Genomic DNA, 17,448 nt, shown 5'->3' with positions numbered 1-17,448 from the left:
CAGTCTTCCGAAGCATCAGCATTTCAGGAGAAATGCTGCAGCCAACTTAGTTAAATACTGTAACTATTGCCAAAACCAGAACGATATATACAATAGAGCTTACAGTGGTAACTCTGGAGAGCATCATGTCGTATGTGTTGCTCTTCTTCTTTCCGAAAAGCTGCTCGGCGCCTCCTGCGATGGATCCGGAAAGGCCGTCGCTCTTGCTGGTCTGAAGCAGAATACTGACGATCATGAAAATGCTTGCAAACAGCAGAATTACCATGAGTACGGTATGCATGTAGAAAACCTCCTGAAAAAAATATTGGACTGAACGCCCAATAGGTAAATCCTTATAGCGCCGATGATTCTAACATACACATTATGTTGTGTCAACAGCGTTGAGAACGGGAAAAGCTTTATTTTTCAAGGATTGTCGTTGTTTCCGAACATAATTTGGCAACTGTTTCTTGTGACATTTCACCAAGAAAGTGCTATATTGTTATGGAATATATACAATCGTCTGAATAAAATACCTGATTATTCAGACAAAATACTAAATTTAATACATAAATTACATTCTCATCGTTTTACGTCTTAAGCGTAAACAATAAAAGGAGTCACACGATGTATAACAGCGAAAAGATCAAGAAGATTTGCCGCCGCCTCTGCGGCTTCTCCGCAATGCGCACTCTGCTGGAGGATCCTGTATACCAGAGTCTCATAACGTTGCTCAAGTCGATCCAGGAGGATTCCAGCGACACGATGGAGGAAAAGATCAGCAAGTACGGAGCCTTCTGTCAGGCTCTTTACTGCAATGGCGGTAATCTCAGCCTTTTCGTAAGAGACAGCGTGCTCCACGGAGACGACGCTCTTATCCAGCTCCGCCTGCGGAAGATGACTCCTTCCAAGGCCCTGGTGAAGACCCTCTACAGAGAGCTTGACACGCTCCAGGATGTGAGCGAGATCACCGACATGGACATAGCCAGGTGCATCAACGCCGACGTTTACCTCCCAGACTTCGACACCGAAGATGTGGACATTCGCGAGACCTACAACCAGCTGCTGGAAAACCTTTTCACCAGAGGCTTCGGCAAATTCGCCCAGTACGGCATGTTCAAGGAGAAGAACGGAAAGCTTGTCCCGGTCAAGGATCCGGAATATCAGACACTTGACCAGCTTTACGGCTACGAGCTGGAGCGTTCAAAGGTACTTATGAATACCAAGGCCCTGGCCGAGGGGCGGGATGCCAGCAACGTGCTCCTCTACGGCGATGCGGGTACTGGAAAATCATCAACGGTCAAGGCCTGCGCCGCGGCCTATTTCGACAAGGGTGTCAGGCTGATCGAGATGAACAAGAACCGTGTAACGATGATCACCGATATAGTGGAAGAGCTCCAGAACAACCCTCTTAAATTCATTTTTTTCATCGACGATCTGACATTCGACAAGAACGACGACAATTACACCGCACTCAAGGGGATCCTGGAGGGAAGCGTTGCGGGCCGCTGCAACAACATAGTCATCTATGCCACGAGCAATCGCCGGCATCTCATAAAGGAATCGGCCGAGGACCGTGCGGGCACAGACCTCCACGTGAACGACACGCTCCAGGAGACCATGAGCCTTTCCGCAAGGTTCGGCCTCACGATCACCTTCCAGAAGCCTGCAAAAGACCTCTACCTTGAGATCGTGAAACAGCTGGCGGACGAGCGCGGCCTGAAGTACGACAGCGAGGAAGAGCTCTTCAGAAAAGCAGAAGCCTTTGCGATCAGGTCTAACGGCAGGTCGCCGAGGACGGCGAAACAGTTCGTGATACTCGCCTCGATAGGGCTGTGATCATTTAGCTGGAAATGTACCGCTCACAGAGGCTGTCGTTCGGCGCGCAGACTTGATTCGCTCATAAAAACAGGTCTCATAAAACGAGTGGCCGTCGCATTTTGTTCAAATGCGACGGCCACTCGTTTTGTGTCGGTTATCCGCTCTGTCAGTTGTGTATTCTGCTGCACACGTCCAGCAGGCTCATAAGTTCACCGTGGGCCTGCTCGTAACTTTCAAATCCGATAGCTTTGAAGCCGATATCCTCCGCGGCGCTGATGTTCTTCTTATTGTCGTCGATGAAGACGCATCTCTCAGGCACGAGGCCGTATTTTTCTATGAGCTTTTCATATATCTCCTTCTCCGGCTTGATGGAATGGACCTCGTAGGAAAATATCCCGCCGTCCATATGCCCCAGGAAATCCATAGCGTGCAGCGTTCTCCGCTTCACATGCTCAGAGTAATTCGAAAGATACAGCACCCTGTATCCATCTGTCTTCAGCTCCTCTATCCACGGGATCGCGTAGTCCGTACGCTCGGCACAGTCACCCACGCTATCAAAAGCTTTCCAGATCTGCTCCTTGTGACCAGGATCCTTTTCGTAAAACCTTTCCAGGACCTCTTCCTCGGTCCAGATCCCTCGGTCCATCTCATTCCAGATGCCGCTCCGGAATGTGGCCTTCGTCACGGCTTCCTCCGTCTCCGGGTCGTTGAAAAGCCTGTGCACATAGTCCATCCATTCGAATCCCAGAAGTACCCTTCCGATGTCAAAGATGACCGTATCGATCATGAACGCGCCTCCTCACTGCAAAACCTACATCATCACGTCTGTTTCGTTTGCGTCGTAGCCCTTGGACTTCAGATCGTCGATGATCTTGTTCTTGTGCTCTGTGCCGAAAGCCTCGATGGTAAGCTTCAGCTCCACCTTGTGGTTCCTGTCGATGCTCACGAACTGATTGTGCTCCAGACGCACAACGTTGCCCTGAGAAGATGCCACGCTCTGAGCCACCTTGACCAGCTCGCCCGGCTTGTCTGGCAGCATCACGGAGACGGTGAAGATCCTGTCCCTCATGATCAGGCCGTGCTGTACCACGTTTGACATTGTTATGATATCGATGTTACCGCCGCTCAGGATGGAGACGACCTTCTTGTCCTTGAAAGACAGGTGCTTGAGTGCCGCTACGGTCAGAAGTCCGGAGTTCTCCACCACCATCTTGTGGTTTTCCACCATGTCCAGGAAGGCCACAACGAGCTCGTCGTCCTCTACGGTGATTATCTCGTCGATGTTCTTCTGGAGATATGGAAAAACATTTTTCCCCGGAGTTTTTACTGCGGTGCCGTCAGCTATGGTGTGCACGTCTTTCATGGTCACCACCTTGCCGGCCTCAAAGGATCTCTGCAGCGAATTTGCCCCGGCAGGCTCGACGGCGATGATCTTGATGTTCGGTTTAAGCTGTTTTGCCAGCACGGAGATACCGGTGGCCAGACCGCCTCCGCCGACAGGTACCAGTATCGCATCAACAAGCGGGAGATCCTTGATGATCTCCATGGCGATGGTGCCCTGACCTGTGGCTACCACAGGGTCGTCAAAAGGATGGATGAACGTCATCCCCTTTTCCTCGGCGAGCTTCATAGCGTATTCAGCAGCCTCGTCGTACACGTCACCCTTCAGGATCACCTTTGCGCCATAGCTCTCGGTCCTGTTCACCTTGATGAGAGGCGTCGTGGTAGGCATCACGATAGTGGCAGGAACGCCGTAGGCCTTTGCCGCATATGCCACACCCTGAGCATGGTTCCCTGCGGAAGCCGTGATCAGCCCCTTGTTTCTCTCTTCATCGCTGAGCGTGCTTATCTTGTAATAGGCACCTCTTATCTTGTAGGCACCGGTGAGCTGCATGTTCTCCGGCTTAAGATAGACCTTGTTGCCACTCTGCTCTGAAAAGTAGTCGCTGTATACCAGGTGCGTCGGCCGGGTGACCTTCTGGACCGTCTCGGTGGCCTTTTCGAAATCTTCTAATGTCAACATTTTTTCTTTCCCTTATCTTCTTTATCTGGAAAAAAGCTTTATTCGAGCATAGCTTCTTATTCGAGTATAGCTCCCTTTGAGGAGGATGCCACGAGTCTTGCGTAGCGGGCGAGCCATCCCTCGGTGATCTTCGGCGGCTCAGGCTCCCAGCCCTTGCGCCTCTCATCAAGCTCTGCATCATCGACTCTCACGTTGATGGATGCTCCCGGAATATCGATATCGATGATGTCTCCTTCCTTGATCAGGCCGATGGCACCGCCAAGAGCCGCCTCAGGTGAGATGTGCCCGATGGCCGCTCCCCTGCTGGCGCCGCTGAACCGTCCGTCTGTGATCAGAGCAACGTCCTTGTCCAGCTTCATCCCGGCCAGCGCGCTGGTAGGATTCAGCATCTCTCTCATTCCCGGACCACCCTTAGGTCCCTCGTATCTGATCACAACGACGTCGCCTTTGTTTATCCTGCCGTTGTAGATGGCGTCGATCGCCTCGTCCTCGCTGTTGAAGACCCTGGCAGATCCGGAGTGCACCAGCATCTCGGGAGCTACCGCGCTCCTCTTCACCACGCAGCCGTCCTTCGCGATGTTGCCCCAGAGTATCATCAGCCCACCTGTCTTGCTGTAAGGCTCCTCCACGCTCCTGATGGCCTTCCTGTCCACAGGCTCTTTTCCGGCGATGTTCTCGGCAACGGTGTGGCAGTTGACGTTGAGCTGAGTTGTGTCAAGAAGTCCCAGCTTGTTCAGCTCTGCCATTACCGCAGGGATGCCCCCGGCTCTGTCCAGGTCGTGCATGTGAGTGCCCCCCGCCGGCGCAAGGTGGCACAGGTTAGGAGTCTTTGCGCTTACCTCGTTGAACATCTTGAGGTCCACATCGACCTTCGCCTCGTGGGCGATGGCGAGGAGATGAAGGACCGTGTTGGTGGAACAGCCCAGTGCCATGTCGCAGGTGAGAGCGTTCCTCACGGTCTTCTCGTTGATAATGTCTCTTGGTTTGATGTCCTTTTCCACCATATCCATGACCGCCATGCCCGCATGCTTTGCCAGCATGATCCTCCTGCCCTGGACGGCAGGGATGGTGCCGTTTCCAGGAAGAGCGATGCCGATGGCCTCGGACAGACAGTTCATGGAGTTCGCAGTGTACATACCGGAGCACGATCCGCATCCAGGACAGGTGTTCTCCTCGTAGACGCGGAGCTGATCGTCATCGATGAATCCGGCTTTTCTGGCACCTACCGCCTCGAACATTTTTGAAAGAGAGACCTCTTCCCCGTTCACGTGTCCGCTCATCATCGGGCCGCCAGAACACAGAACGGTCGGAATATTTATGCGGCATGCACCCATGAGCATGCCAGGCACGACCTTATCGCAATTCGGTACGAGCACCAGGCCGTCAAAAGCATGAGCCCTCGCCATTGTCTCCACGCTGTCCGCTATGAGTTCTCTGCTCGGAAGTGAATACTTCATTCCCACATGTCCCATGGCGATGCCGTCGCAGACTCCGATGGCCGGCACCATTATCGGGGTGCCACCCGCCATCCTGATGCCGGCCTTGACGGCCTCAGTGATCTTGTCCAGATGCATGTGTCCCGGAACTATCTCAGAATGAGCTGAGACCACACCGATCAGCGGCCTGTCCAGCTCCTCCTTCGTATATCCCATGGCGTAGAAAAGGCTACGGTTAGGAGCTCTTTCCACACCCTTAGTTACGTTATCGCTTATCATTGACATTTCTTTCTCCTGATCGATATCACGATGTCTGTATTGCTGTTAAAAACTGAGAAAAGGCCAGGACCGTAAACACAGCCCTGACCATTGGATCTAAAGGAACTAATATTAGTTTACTTCCTTCTCGTCGTTGAGCCAGCTCATCATGGACCTCAGCTCCTTGCCTACCTCAGTTGTAGGGTGCTCGGCCTGCTTAGCTCTCATTGCATAGAAGTTGGCCTTTCCGCCTGCGTTGAACTCCTGGATGAAGTTGCTGGCAAAAGTTCCGTCCTGGATGTCGGACAGCACCTTCTTCATGCCTTCTCTGCTCTCCTTTGTGATCACCTTAGGGCCGGTGATGTAGTCGCCGTACTCGGCAGTGTTGGAGATGGAGCATCTCATCATCTCGAATCCCTTGGAGTAGATCAGGTCTATGATCATCTTCATCTCGTGGATGCACTCGAAGTATGCCATCTCAGGAGCGTAACCAGCCTCTGTCAGAGTGTCGAATCCGGCCTTCATCAGCTCGCACACACCTCCGCACAGAACAGCCTGCTCGCCGAACAGGTCTGTCTCTGTCTCTTCCTTGAATGTGGTTTCCAGGATACCTGCTCTTCCTGCGCCGATACCGGATGCATATGCCAGAGCGTAATCCTTGGCCTTGCCGGAAGCGTCCTGATATACAGCGATCAGTGATGGAACTCCCTGTCCCTGTGTATACATGTCTCTTACGATGTGGCCAGGTCCCTTAGGAGCTACCATTACTACATCTACATCAGCAGGAGGGATGATCTGCTTAAAGTGGATGTTGAATCCATGAGCGAACATCAGAACGTTTCCTGCGTGCAGATGCGGAGCGACCTGCTCCTTGTAGATCTGTGCCTGAAGCTCGTCAGGAGTCAGGATCATTACGAAATCACCAGCCTCGGCGGCCTCCTCGATGCCCATTACCTTAAGTCCGGCCTTCTCCGCCATGGCTACGTGTCTCGAACCAGGTCTCAGTCCTACTACAACGTTGACGCCGCTCTCATGGAGGTTCTCAGCATGGGCGTGGCCCTGGCTTCCGAATCCGATGATGGCGACCGTCTTTCCGTCCAACAGTCCCAAATTGCAATCCTGGTCGTAATACTTCTTAATCATCTCTGTCTCCTTCTCCGACATTGTCGGCAACTTCGATAGCGGTGATCCCAGTGCGGCATACCTCCGCAATGCTGAAATCCTCCATAACATCAATAAATCCATTTATTTTCTGAGGCGTTCCAGTCAGCTCGATTATAAGGCTGTCCCTTGAAAGATCAACGATCTTACCTCTATAAATGTCAACGATATTTTTAATAGCCTCTCTGTCTTCAGGCCCGGCGCTTACTCTCATCAGCAGCATGTCGCGGTAAAGTCCGTTCTGCCTGTTGAGGACTGTCACGCTCTCCACCACCTCAAGCTTCTCCGTCTGGGTGATGATCTGCTGCATGGAAGTCTCTGTAGCGTCGAATACTATGGTGATCCTGGATATCTTAGGGTCGTTCGTGGCTGACACCGTCAGGGAATCGATGTTGAATCCCCTCTGGCCGAACATGTTCACAACTCTTGCAAGGACATTGGCCTTGTTCTGCACCAGGACGCTGACGATATTCTTTGTTAATGGTCTGTACATCCCGTGCCTCCTTAGTTGATGATCATGTCATCCACCGACTTGCCGCCCGGGATCATCGGGAGCACTCTCTCCTCCGAGGAGATGATGCATTCGATCCACACTGGGCCGTCTGCCTTCTGCGCCTCGTTGAACGCCTTCTCGAACTCCTCCGGAGTCGTGCACTTATATCCCTTTGCTCCGAAGCCCTCCGCCACCTTGACGTAATCGATGCCGTTGTCGTTCAGAGTAGTAGAATAGCGCTTGTCGTAGAAGATGGTCTGCCACTGGTATACCATTCCGAGAACGCTGTTGTTCACCAGTACTGTGATGATAGGCAGCTTCTCCTTGCAGGCGGTGATGACCTCGTTCAGATCCATATTGAAGGATCCGTCTCCGGTGATCATGATGACCTGGTTGTCCGGCCTGCCGATCTTGGTCCCTATGGCCGCACCGTAGCCGTATCCCATGGTACCAAGGCCGCCGCTGGTGATGAACCTTCTGGCCTTCCTGTGGTTGAGATACTGGGCCGCCCACATCTGGTGCTGTCCTACGTCCGTGACGAAGTAAGCATCCGGATCGCAGTTCTCGCTGATGACTCTCATGATATCGGAAGGGTGCATATCCGCATCTCCCTCTTCAGGATATCTGTGCTTCGTCTCCCAGTTCAGGACTCTTTCATGCCATTCGTCGTGCTTTGCTTCCCTCACGTACGGTGTGAGCGCTTCGAGGAAGGATCTGTCGTCGGCGATAACTGCCATGTCCACCATGACGTTCTTGTCCACCTCTGACCTGTCCACATCCACCTGGAGGATCTTCGCCCTCCTGGCAAACTTCTTAGGATTCAAGGCGACCCTGTCACTGAATCTGGCGCCGAGAGCGATGACCAGATCGGCGTGATCCACCGCCCTGTTAGCTGCAATAGATCCATGCATTCCGATCATCCCGAGATTGAGAGGATCGTCACTGCTCAGAACACCGCAGGCCATGAGCGTGTGTACCACAGGGATGTCGGCCTTGTGGGCCAGCTCCTGCAAAAGTATCTCCGCCTCGGAGGAGATCACTCCGCCTCCCGCGTAGATCACCGGACGCTCCGCCTCGTTGATCAGCTGCGCTGCCGCTCTCACCTGCTCCTCGTTCACATCAGGCTTCGCCTTCAGAGGAAGCGGTTCCTTCTTTTCATATTCTATAGTAGCAGCGGTAACATCCTTTGTAATGTCCACAAGCACAGGTCCCTTGCGTCCGCTCTGGGCGATGCGGAACGCATCCCTGAGGCTGTCCGCAAGATCTTCGATCCTGTTGACGAAGAAATTGTGCTTGGTGATAGACATCGTCACGTTCGTGATGCTGATCTCCTGAAAGGAATCCTTTCCTATAAGGGAGTCAGGAACGTTGGAAGTAATAGCTACTACAGGTACGCTGTCCATGAACGCGGTCGCCAGGCCCGTTACCAGGTTGGTGGCTCCGGGTCCGCTGGTAGACATCATAACTCCGGTCTTACCTGTGGCTCTGGCATATCCGTCGGCCGCGTATGACGCGCCCTGCTCGTCTGCCGTACGAACGTGTCTGATACGATCGCTGTACTTGTACAACTCGTCGTATATATTCAGAGCTGTGCCACCCGGGTAACCGAATACAACATCTACACCGTGTTCCAGCAGTACCTCAGCAACTATCTGAGATCCTGTTAACTTCATAAACCGTTTCCTCCATTTATGATATGCAAGGTGTTTTCGGTGAGCAAACACTTGCTCACGCGGTACAGTAATTATATAAGCACGCGAAAAATTGTCAATGACTTTTTGTGTTTTATTACAAATACTTTTGTTAAGTTTTTGTATAAGCACAATTTTCGTGTTGACACACCACCTGTTTTCGTATAAATTATTAAAGAACTCAAAGAGATGACATCTGACGTGTCCGTCTCTGTTGAACAAACTAAATATCTCAAAGCTGTGACGGGAATAAATCGTCCGCAGAGTCTTACAGAGAGCATCCGGTCGCTGGAAGGATGCAGACTCGGTTCGGTGTCTCACCCCTGAGCTTACATTCATCGAGTGGATCTGTTCTCTTCTCTTATGTATAAGAAAGACGACGGATCAAGAAGAGTGGTACCGCGGATGTTGACTGGATATTCAGATATCTAATGTAGATTCGTCTCTTCAGGGCCTGTTCTCAGGTGTGAAGGGGCTTTTTTATTCCTTCCGTTTCCGGAGTCCGGGCAACAGTGTACTTATTATATGTACAGCAAATATTTTTAACAGAAGGTTTTAAAGCAACAGAATGCCGGAGGTAAAAAAATGGAAAACTACAAAAAGTACAGCCCAGGATATTTCAACCCGCCAGTCAACGAGTACAAGTGGGTGCACAAGGATCATATTGAAAAAGCTCCTCTGTGGTGCAGCGTGGATCTGCGGGACGGCAACCAGGCTCTGGTGGTGCCTATGTCTCTTGAGGAAAAGCTGAACTTCTTCAAGGTTCTGGTGGATATAGGATTCAAGGACATCGAGGTGGGCTTCCCGGCTGCATCCGAAACGGAGTTCGAATTTCTCCGCACCCTTATCGAACAGGATCTGATCCCTGACGACGTGAGAGTACAGGTGCTCACCCAGTCCAGGAAGCATATAATAGATAAGACTTTTGCAGCACTCAAAGGCGCAAAGAAGGCCATCGTCCACCTGTACAACTCCACATCCAAGGCTCAGAGAGAGCAGGTTTTCAGGAAGTCTAAGGACGAGATCAAGCAGATCGCCATAGACGGTGCACTTCTCATGAACGAATATAAGGAAAAGTATCCTGAGACCGACTTCACCTTCGAGTACTCTCCTGAGAGCTTCACGGGAACGGAGCCGGAGTACGCGGCCGAGGTCTGCAACGCCGTAATAGACATCTGGGATCCTACCCCGGATCACCCGTGCATCATCAACCTCCCTGCCACTGTCGAGATGTCCCTTCCTCACATCTTCGCAAATCAGGTGGAGTACATGGACAGAGCTCTCCACAAGAGGGACAGCGTGCTCATCTCACTGCACCCTCACAACGACAGGGGGACCGGCGTGGCCGACGCAGAGCTTGGAATGCTGGCAGGAGCCGACAGGATCGAGGGAACTCTCTTCGGAAACGGTGAGAGAACAGGAAATGCGGACATCGTGACTATAGCGATGAACATGTTCACCCACGGCGTGGACCCTGAGCTGGACTTCTCGGATATGAGCTCGATCGTCGAGGCGTACGAAAAGTTCACCCGCATGACCGTAGGCCCTCGCCAGCCGTACTCAGGCGAACTCGTCTTCGCCGCCTTTTCCGGGTCGCACCAGGACGCCATCGCCAAGGGCATGAAATACAGAGAGGAAAAGGGCGAATACAGGTGGACCTGCCCTTACCTTCCTATCGATCCGCACGACGTGGGAAGGAAGTATGACGGAGACGTCATCAGGATCAACAGCCAGTCCGGAAAGGGAGGCGTCGCCTACGTCCTGGAGCAGAACTACGGCTTCCTGATCCCTAAGGACATGAGAGCCGAGCTCGGATACATGATCAAGGACATCTCCGACAAGAGCCACGAGGAGCTGTCACCTCAGGAGGTCTACGATGCATTCGAGAAGGAGTACATCAACGACTTTTACCCGATGGACATCACCGACGCGGTGTTCAGCCACTTCTCCTCTACTAAGGAAGAAAACGTTTACAGCGTGAAGATGAGAGTGGTCATCCACGACAAAGTATATAATCTGACGGGAGAAGGAAACGGCCGTCTGGACGCGGTGAGAAACGCCCTGAACGACACGGACTACAAGTTCAAGTACGACTTCGTGACGTACCAGGAGAACGCCATCAGCGCCGATTCCAACTCCAAGGCAGCTGCGTATGTGTGCATCCAGGGCCCTGACGGCAACAAGTACTGGGGCGTAGGCACGCAGGCCGATATCATCCTGGCTTCCGTAAACGCCCTGGTGAGCGCCATCAACAGGATGAACAAGAAGATCAAGTTCATGTAGCGACTTCAGCACATATCGGAAAACATGTTATAAAGGAGGATTTTCCCCATGGGAATGACGATGACCCAGAAGATACTTGCAGCTCATGCCGGCCTTCCAGAGGTGAAGGCCGGGGAGCTCCTGAGCGCCGATCTGGACATGGTGCTGGCCAACGACATCACCGGCCCCGTATCCATAAAGGAGTTCGACAAAGCCGGATTCGATTCTGTATTCGACAAGTCCAGGATCTCCCTGGTGATGGACCACTTCACTCCTAACAAGGACATAAAGAGCGCTGAGCAATGTCAGAAGTGCCGCACCTTCGCAAGGAGGTTCGACATAGACAACTACTACGACGTGGGAGCCGTGGGGATAGAGCACGCTCTTCTCCCGGAAAAGGGCATCGTTGCTCCCGGCGAGGCGATCATCGGCGCCGATTCCCACACGTGTACCTACGGGGCGTTGGGCGCTTTTTCCACGGGCGTAGGATCGACCGACGTGACCGCGGCAATGGTGACCGGAAAGGCCTGGTTCAAGGTCCCTTCGGCTCTTAAGTTCAACCTCACGGGATCATTCAGAGAGCACGTCAGCGGAAAGGATCTCATCCTCCACATCATCGGCATGATCGGAGTAGACGGTGCCCTGTACAAGTCCATGGAGTTCGCCGGCCCGGGAGTGGCCAGCCTCACGATCGACGACAGGCTCACCGTATGCAACATGGCCATCGAGGCAGGTGCCAAGAACGGCATCTTCCCTGTGGATCAGGTGACTCTGGACTACGAGAAGGGCCGCGTCGACAGGGCCTTCAAGATATACGAGGCGGACGAAGATGCGGAATACGATGCGGTCTATGACATAGACCTGGGAGAGATCCAGCCTACTGTGTCCTTCCCTCACCTTCCTTCTAATACCAGGACCTTCGATGACATCCCTGACATCCCTATCGACCAGGTGGTCATCGGCTCCTGCACCAACGGAAGGATCTCCGACATGGAGAAGGCACACGCCATCATGAAGGGACACCACGTCGCTCCTGGTGTCCGGGCCATAATAATGCCGGCCACCCAGGCGATCTACCTGGAGAGCATGCGCCGTGGATACCTGGAGGACTTCATCGAATCCGGGTGCATCATCTCCCCTCCTACCTGCGGACCATGCCTCGGCGGGCACATGGGTATCCTGGCAGCCGGAGAGAGATGTGTCTCCACCACAAACAGGAACTTCGTGGGCCGCATGGGCCACGTGGAGTCTGAGGTCTATCTGGCCAGCCCGGAGACCGCAGCAGCATCGGCAATTGCAGGAAAGATCGCCTCTCCGTACTCTGTGACGGACGGGGCAGATGATTAAGGGAGGCAGAGAATGGACGTAAAAGGAAAGGTTCACAAGGTAGGCAACAACATCGACACAGATCTGATCATAGCCGCCAGATACCTGAACACCCAGGATCCGGACGAGCTTGCCTCTCACCTGATGCAGGACTACGATCCGGAGTTCAAGGAAAAAATAAACACGGGAGACATCATAGTTGCCGGGGAGAACTTCGGCTGTGGCTCCTCGCGAGAACACGCTCCTATCGCCATAAAAGGCCGGGGAGTGAGCTGCGTGATAGCAGAGACCTTCGCCAGGATCTTTTACAGGAACTCCATCAACATAGGACTTCCGATCCTCGAATGCCCTGAGGCGAGCCGCGAGATAGAGGACGGAGACCAGGTGGAGATCGACCTTTCGCATGGGATCATCCGCGACATAACTCAGGGAAAGACCTGGCAGGCTGCAGCCTTCCCCGATTCGATAAAGCACATAATCGACTGCGGAGGTCTCCTCAACAGCATCAGAAAGGACATGGAATAATGGAATACAGAATCGCAACAGTTCCCGGGGATGGAATAGGCCCTGAGGTGGTCGGTCAGGCCATAAAAGTTCTGGACAGGGTCGGCGAAGTCTACGGCCATCAGTTCCACTACGAAAAACATCTGGCCGGCGGCGCGGCCATAGACGAGTACGGCGAATGCCTCCCCCAGTCCACACTGGACGGATGCAAGGCCGCTGACGCTGTCCTCCTGGGTGCCGTGGGCGGCCCTAAGTGGGACGACGTTCCGGGAGATAAGAGACCTGAAAGAGCGCTTCTCGGCCTTCGGAAGGGCCTCGGGCTCTACGCGAACCTGCGCCCTGCCATGATCTTTTCCGAGCTGGCGGACGCCTCCCCTCTCAAAAAAGAGATCCTCGGCTCAGGCCTTGACATCCTCATCGTCAGGGAGCTCACCGGCGGCATCTACTTTGGAAAGCACGAGACGGTGGATCAGGACGGCCAGACGGTGGCCAGAGACACGGAGGAATACAGCGAGTCCGAGATCCGCAGGATCGGCATCAAGGCCTTCGAGTCCGCCATGAAGCGGAACAAGAGAGTCACCAGCGTTGACAAGGCCAACGTCCTGGACAGCTCCCGCCTGTGGAGAAAGGTGATGACCGAGCTTTCCGCGGAATATCCCGAGGTGGAGCTCGACCACATGTACGTGGACAACGCCGCCATGCAGCTGGTGAGGGACCCGAAGCACTTCGACGTCCTCGTGACCAGCAACATGTTCGGAGACATTCTTTCTGACGAGGCCAGCCAGATCACAGGCTCCATAGGAATGCTCCCATCCGCCAGCCTGGCGGACGGCAACTTCGGCATGTATGAGCCGGTCCACGGTTCCGCTCCAGACATCGCCGGCCAGGGCAAGGCGAACCCTATCGCAACCATCCTGTCAGCAGGAATGATGCTCAGGTATTCCTTCGACCTCACGGCGGAGGCCGACGCCATCGAGAACAGCGTAAAGGCTTTTCTGGAAAAAGGGTATCGCACCGCGGACATCGCGGGTGCCGGAAGGGACAGCGTCTCTACTGAAGAAACCGGCGATCTGATCGCTTCGTTCATAAAATAGAAACGAGCCGGCGATTTACAAAGCTTTCTACTTATCTAAACTTATCATACAGCAAAACCGCTCCATCCGGTCCCGGTATCATCCGGAGCTGGAATGGAGCGGTTTTGCTGTCTATTTCTGAGGCGCTTCCTTCGGTGTGCTGAATAGGAACACCAGGTAACGCACCAGGGCATAGAGTGTTGTGATCGTAGCGATGATGGTCTCGATGGTCACGATTGGTGCCAGGAAAGTCATAGGGCTTCCCATAGCAGCGGAGCACACCATGAGCTGCTTCGATGCGATGGCGGCGATGACCATAGGGAATGTGTATGCCGCATAGCTAGGCAAGAACGGCATCTTGATGTACTGCACGAACTTGACGCAAGCGAACACGAACAGCACAGTTCCCAGTACCCACATTGCTGTGAGGAATGGCAGTGACTTCGGCATCACGGACTGGATATATCCGGCGATGCAGAGGCTGACTGGAGCAGAATAAATGCAGATCAGCGGCTTCGCAGGATCTGGCACCGGTACCTTCGCGTATCTGATGGTCACCATGATCAGAAGGATGATCAGCGTCACGAATCCGAACCAGAATGCAGCCGTTCCCAGACCCGTTGCGTTGAAAGCAGGAGCCGTCATGGAAGCCATGGCTATTCCGACGTAGACGATGTAGTAGCTCGCAAACACCTTCTTCAGATCAAACTTGAAGATGAACTTCACCGTGAAGTATATGATCATGACAATGTGAAGGATGATGGCGATGTACCAGATCACCTTTGATACTGCAGGACCGAACCACGGCATGAAATAGGTGCTGAAGAGCATCAGTGCCATGGGAAATGTGCAGAAGACACTGGCCATGATCGGGTTCTGCATGTTCTCCTTGAACTTTCCGAAATCAGCGAACACGCTGATAAGGAAAAGAACGCCCAGTATGGTGCCGACGACCCCGCATGACATTCTCACGCCCTCGGAATAGGACTGGAGAAGGTTGCCAAGACCGAACATGCCCAGGATCACGCCGCAAACAGGAATTGGAATCTTCTTGATAAGCTTCATAAAATACCCTTTCTCTATGCAGTGAACTCAGCCGGTCTCTCTCGGGAGATGAGATCCATTACGCCTCCAGAGGAGCCGTTCTGGTCTTCAGATAATCATCGTGGCTCAGCACCGTGATCTCGCCTGTTGTAGGGATCCCCAGCTCCCTTGCCAGGATCTCTGCTGTCTTTGCTGCACAGATGCCTGTATAGTAAATACATTGAGACTTGTGAGCACCGACGCTCATATCGAATTCCTTGGTGAGGACTCTGCAGCATGCGGCGTGCTTTGTGTTGTTGTCCCTGAACCAGTCGTGAAGCTCGTTTGTCATGCTCATGCACTTCACAACGTTAGGGTCCTTAGGTCCCTTGTGCTCGTCTCTTCCGAAGAACATTCCGATAGCCAGAACTCCTCCGTTGAGAGCTCCGCAGATGCATCCGGACTTTCCAACGCCGATAGCCATTCCGGAAGCCATCCTGATCATCTCATGAGGCATGTCTACCTGGAAGTTGTCCATGATCACTTCCATAACAGCTTCGCAGCAGAAGAATCCTCTGCGATACGACTCCTCAGCTTCTGCCTGTACCTTTGACAGATCGATGGATTTTGCCTTGATTTCCATAATTCCCTCCAATGTGCTATTTCGTTCAAAACGACTTATTTATCAGGCCTTTCCGGCCCTGACACGTCACATGATATAAATCAAAAATACAATATGCAATTTGATTGACAAATAGCATCGCTTGCGTATATTGATTTTCTCTATATTATTTTTATTGTCTGCAGTCATTGCAATGCTTCCAGCGTCAGCATGAATCCGTTTGCATTCACATAGTTCTTTTTAATGGTCTCATAAGCAGAATTTTTGTTGTGATCTTTAGTGTAAAAAAACCACCGGCTAAGCCGGTGGAGTAAGAAGCTTTAGCTTCAAGAAAAAACCTCCTGTGATATCATGAATGAGGCTTCCAACCGCACTCATGTAACAAAGGAGGAATAAATCGATGGGTAATATTACCAAAACCGACATCAATAGTTTAACACATTCGAAGTGGCGGTGTCAGTATCACGTAGTGTTTGCGCCGAAGTACAGGAGACAAATTATCTACGGAAAAATAAAAGAGGATATTGGCAAGATACTTAGGCAGTTGTGTGATCAGAAAGGCATAGAAATAATAGAAGCGGAGTTGTGCCCTGATCATGTACACATGCTGATATCAATTCCGCCAAAATACAGCGTATCGCAAGTGATGGGATATCTGAAGGGAAAAAGCTCACTGATGATATTCGACAGACATGCGAATATGAAATATCGGTATGGGAACAGGCATTTCTGGTGCCGTGGCTATTATGTCGATACAGTTGGCAGAAACAAAAAGGCAATCGCAGAATACATACGAAACCAACTGCAAGAAGATATCGCAAATGATCAATTAACATTGAAGGAGTACATAGACCCGTTCACGGGTAGCAAGAATACGAAGGCATAATAAAAAGCGCCCTTAGGCGCAGCCGGAAAATAGAGATGCGGTTGGCAGTCTATTTCGGTGCGTCTTAAGACGCCTGCAAGTAACAGGCCCTTTTAGGGCAAGGACAAACCACCAGTTCAACTGGTGGTTATGATTTGNGATCTTTAGTGTAAAAAAACCACCGGCTAAGCCGGTGGAGTAAGAAGCTTTAGCTTCAAGAAAAAACCTCCTGTGATATCATGAATGAGGCTTCCAACCGCACTCATGTAACAAAGGAGGAATAAATCGATGGGTAATATTACCAAAACCGACATCAATAGTTTAACACATTCGAAGTGGCGGTGTCAGTATCACGTAGTGTTTGCGCCGAAGTACAGGAGACAAATTATCTACGGAAAAATAAAAGAGGATATTGGCAAGATACTTAGGCAGTTGTGTGATCAGAAAGGCATAGAAATAATAGAAGCGGAGTTGTGCCCTGATCATGTACACATGCTGATATCAATTCCGCCAAAATACAGCGTATCGCAAGTGATGGGATATCTGAAGGGAAAAAGCTCACTGATGATATTCGACAGACATGCGAATATGAAATATCGGTATGGGAACAGGCATTTCTGGTGCCGTGGCTATTATGTCGATACAGTTGGCAGAAACAAAAAGGCAATCGCAGAATACATACGAAACCAACTGCAAGAAGATATCGCAAATGATCAATTAACATTGAAGGAGTACATAGACCCGTTCACGGGTAGCAAGAATACGAAGGCATAATAAAAAGCGCCCTTAGGCGCAGCCGGAAAATAGAGATGCGGTTGGCAGTCTATTTCGGTGCGTCTTAAGACGCCTGCAAGTAACAGGCCCTTTTAGGGCAAGGACAAACCACCAGTTCAACTGGTGGTTATGATTTG

Annotated in this window: 16 protein-coding genes; 7 read left to right on the top strand and 9 right to left on the bottom strand. The window is 52.0% G+C overall.

Features of this window, described 5'->3' with window-relative positions; all coding sequences use genetic code 11:
* Nucleotides 1-46 precede the first annotated feature (46 nt).
* Nucleotides 47-280, bottom strand: coding sequence for a preprotein translocase subunit SecG (gene secG / locus BQ7382_RS03410; protein WP_077390747.1), 234 nt, complete (start codon nucleotides 278-280; stop codon nucleotides 47-49).
* A gap of 326 nt (nucleotides 281-606) precedes the next feature.
* Between secG and BQ7382_RS03405 the strand changes: the two genes are divergently transcribed.
* Complete coding sequence (locus tag BQ7382_RS03405) at nucleotides 607-1,818, top strand: ATP-binding protein (RefSeq protein WP_077390746.1); 1,212 nt, start codon at nucleotides 607-609, stop codon at nucleotides 1,816-1,818.
* A gap of 148 nt (nucleotides 1,819-1,966) precedes the next feature.
* Here BQ7382_RS03405 and BQ7382_RS03400 read toward each other — a convergent pair whose 3' ends face one another.
* The 6 genes from BQ7382_RS03400 to ilvB all read right to left on the bottom strand — a co-directional run bounded on the left by BQ7382_RS03400 (nucleotide 1,967) and on the right by ilvB (nucleotide 8,844).
* The gene (locus tag BQ7382_RS03400; RefSeq protein ID WP_077390745.1) at nucleotides 1,967-2,587 is read right to left on the bottom strand and encodes an HAD family hydrolase; all 621 of its coding nucleotides are present in this window, start codon (nucleotides 2,585-2,587) and stop codon (nucleotides 1,967-1,969) included.
* Between the two features lie 24 nt (nucleotides 2,588-2,611).
* Entirely contained in the window at nucleotides 2,612-3,823 is a 1,212-nt protein-coding gene (ilvA, locus tag BQ7382_RS03395) for a threonine ammonia-lyase (RefSeq protein WP_077390744.1), read from the bottom strand.
* A 56-nt stretch (nucleotides 3,824-3,879) separates the two neighbouring features.
* A complete protein-coding gene (ilvD, locus tag BQ7382_RS03390) occupies nucleotides 3,880-5,538 on the bottom strand; it encodes a dihydroxy-acid dehydratase (protein ID WP_077391209.1) in 1,659 nt (552 codons plus the stop codon).
* A gap of 111 nt (nucleotides 5,539-5,649) precedes the next feature.
* The gene (gene ilvC, locus BQ7382_RS03385) at nucleotides 5,650-6,660 is read right to left on the bottom strand and encodes a ketol-acid reductoisomerase (protein ID WP_077390743.1); all 1,011 of its coding nucleotides are present in this window, start codon (nucleotides 6,658-6,660) and stop codon (nucleotides 5,650-5,652) included.
* Entirely contained in the window at nucleotides 6,653-7,171 is a 519-nt protein-coding gene (gene ilvN / locus BQ7382_RS03380) for an acetolactate synthase small subunit (protein ID WP_077390742.1), read from the bottom strand. The genes ilvC and ilvN overlap by 8 nt, the downstream gene beginning before the upstream one ends.
* An 11-nt stretch (nucleotides 7,172-7,182) precedes the next feature.
* Entirely contained in the window at nucleotides 7,183-8,844 is a 1,662-nt protein-coding gene (ilvB, locus tag BQ7382_RS03375; protein ID WP_077390741.1) for a biosynthetic-type acetolactate synthase large subunit, read from the bottom strand.
* Nucleotides 8,845-9,447: 603 nt separating this feature from the next.
* Between ilvB and BQ7382_RS03370 the strand changes: the two genes are divergently transcribed.
* The 4 genes from BQ7382_RS03370 to leuB are packed head-to-tail and all read left to right on the top strand — an operon-like array spanning nucleotide 9,448 to nucleotide 14,048.
* A complete protein-coding gene (locus BQ7382_RS03370) occupies nucleotides 9,448-11,145 on the top strand; it encodes a 2-isopropylmalate synthase (protein WP_077390740.1) in 1,698 nt (565 codons plus the stop codon).
* Nucleotides 11,146-11,193: 48 nt separating this feature from the next.
* Entirely contained in the window at nucleotides 11,194-12,471 is a 1,278-nt protein-coding gene (leuC, locus tag BQ7382_RS03365) for a 3-isopropylmalate dehydratase large subunit (protein ID WP_077390739.1), read from the top strand.
* 12 nt (nucleotides 12,472-12,483) lie between these two features.
* A complete protein-coding gene (locus BQ7382_RS03360; protein ID WP_077390738.1) occupies nucleotides 12,484-12,975 on the top strand; it encodes a 3-isopropylmalate dehydratase small subunit in 492 nt (163 codons plus the stop codon).
* Nucleotides 12,975-14,048: a 3-isopropylmalate dehydrogenase gene (gene leuB, locus BQ7382_RS03355; RefSeq protein ID WP_077390737.1), complete on the top strand. Its 1,074-nt coding sequence runs from the start codon at nucleotides 12,975-12,977 to the stop codon at nucleotides 14,046-14,048. The genes BQ7382_RS03360 and leuB overlap by 1 nt, the downstream gene beginning before the upstream one ends.
* A gap of 111 nt (nucleotides 14,049-14,159) precedes the next feature.
* Here the strand turns inward: leuB and BQ7382_RS03350 are convergent, their stop codons facing one another.
* Together BQ7382_RS03350 and BQ7382_RS03345 are read right to left on the bottom strand one after the other, a co-directional pair.
* Nucleotides 14,160-15,092 (bottom strand): TDT family transporter, encoded by a 933-nt coding sequence (locus tag BQ7382_RS03350; protein WP_077390736.1) that lies wholly within the window; start codon nucleotides 15,090-15,092, stop codon nucleotides 14,160-14,162.
* A gap of 58 nt (nucleotides 15,093-15,150) precedes the next feature.
* Nucleotides 15,151-15,693, bottom strand: coding sequence for a C-GCAxxG-C-C family protein (locus BQ7382_RS03345; protein WP_077390735.1), 543 nt, complete (start codon nucleotides 15,691-15,693; stop codon nucleotides 15,151-15,153).
* A gap of 379 nt (nucleotides 15,694-16,072) precedes the next feature.
* On the opposite strand from BQ7382_RS03345, the gene tnpA (BQ7382_RS03340) reads away from it, so the two are divergent.
* Both tnpA (BQ7382_RS03340) and tnpA (BQ7382_RS03335) read left to right on the top strand, forming a co-directional pair.
* Complete coding sequence (gene tnpA, locus BQ7382_RS03340) at nucleotides 16,073-16,558, top strand: IS200/IS605 family transposase (protein WP_077390623.1); 486 nt, start codon at nucleotides 16,073-16,075, stop codon at nucleotides 16,556-16,558.
* A gap of 267 nt (nucleotides 16,559-16,825) precedes the next feature.
* Entirely contained in the window at nucleotides 16,826-17,311 is a 486-nt protein-coding gene (tnpA, locus tag BQ7382_RS03335) for an IS200/IS605 family transposase (RefSeq protein WP_077390623.1), read from the top strand.
* Nucleotides 17,312-17,448 lie beyond the last annotated feature (137 nt).

Origin of the sequence: Mobilibacterium timonense, from assembly GCF_900155555.1 — a bacterium.
In the GTDB taxonomy this organism is placed as follows: domain Bacteria; phylum Bacillota; class Clostridia; order Peptostreptococcales; family Anaerovoracaceae; genus Allobaileyella; species Allobaileyella timonense.
Note: the sequence above shows the minus strand (reverse complement) of the source record. Positions and strands in the feature narration are given on the sequence as shown.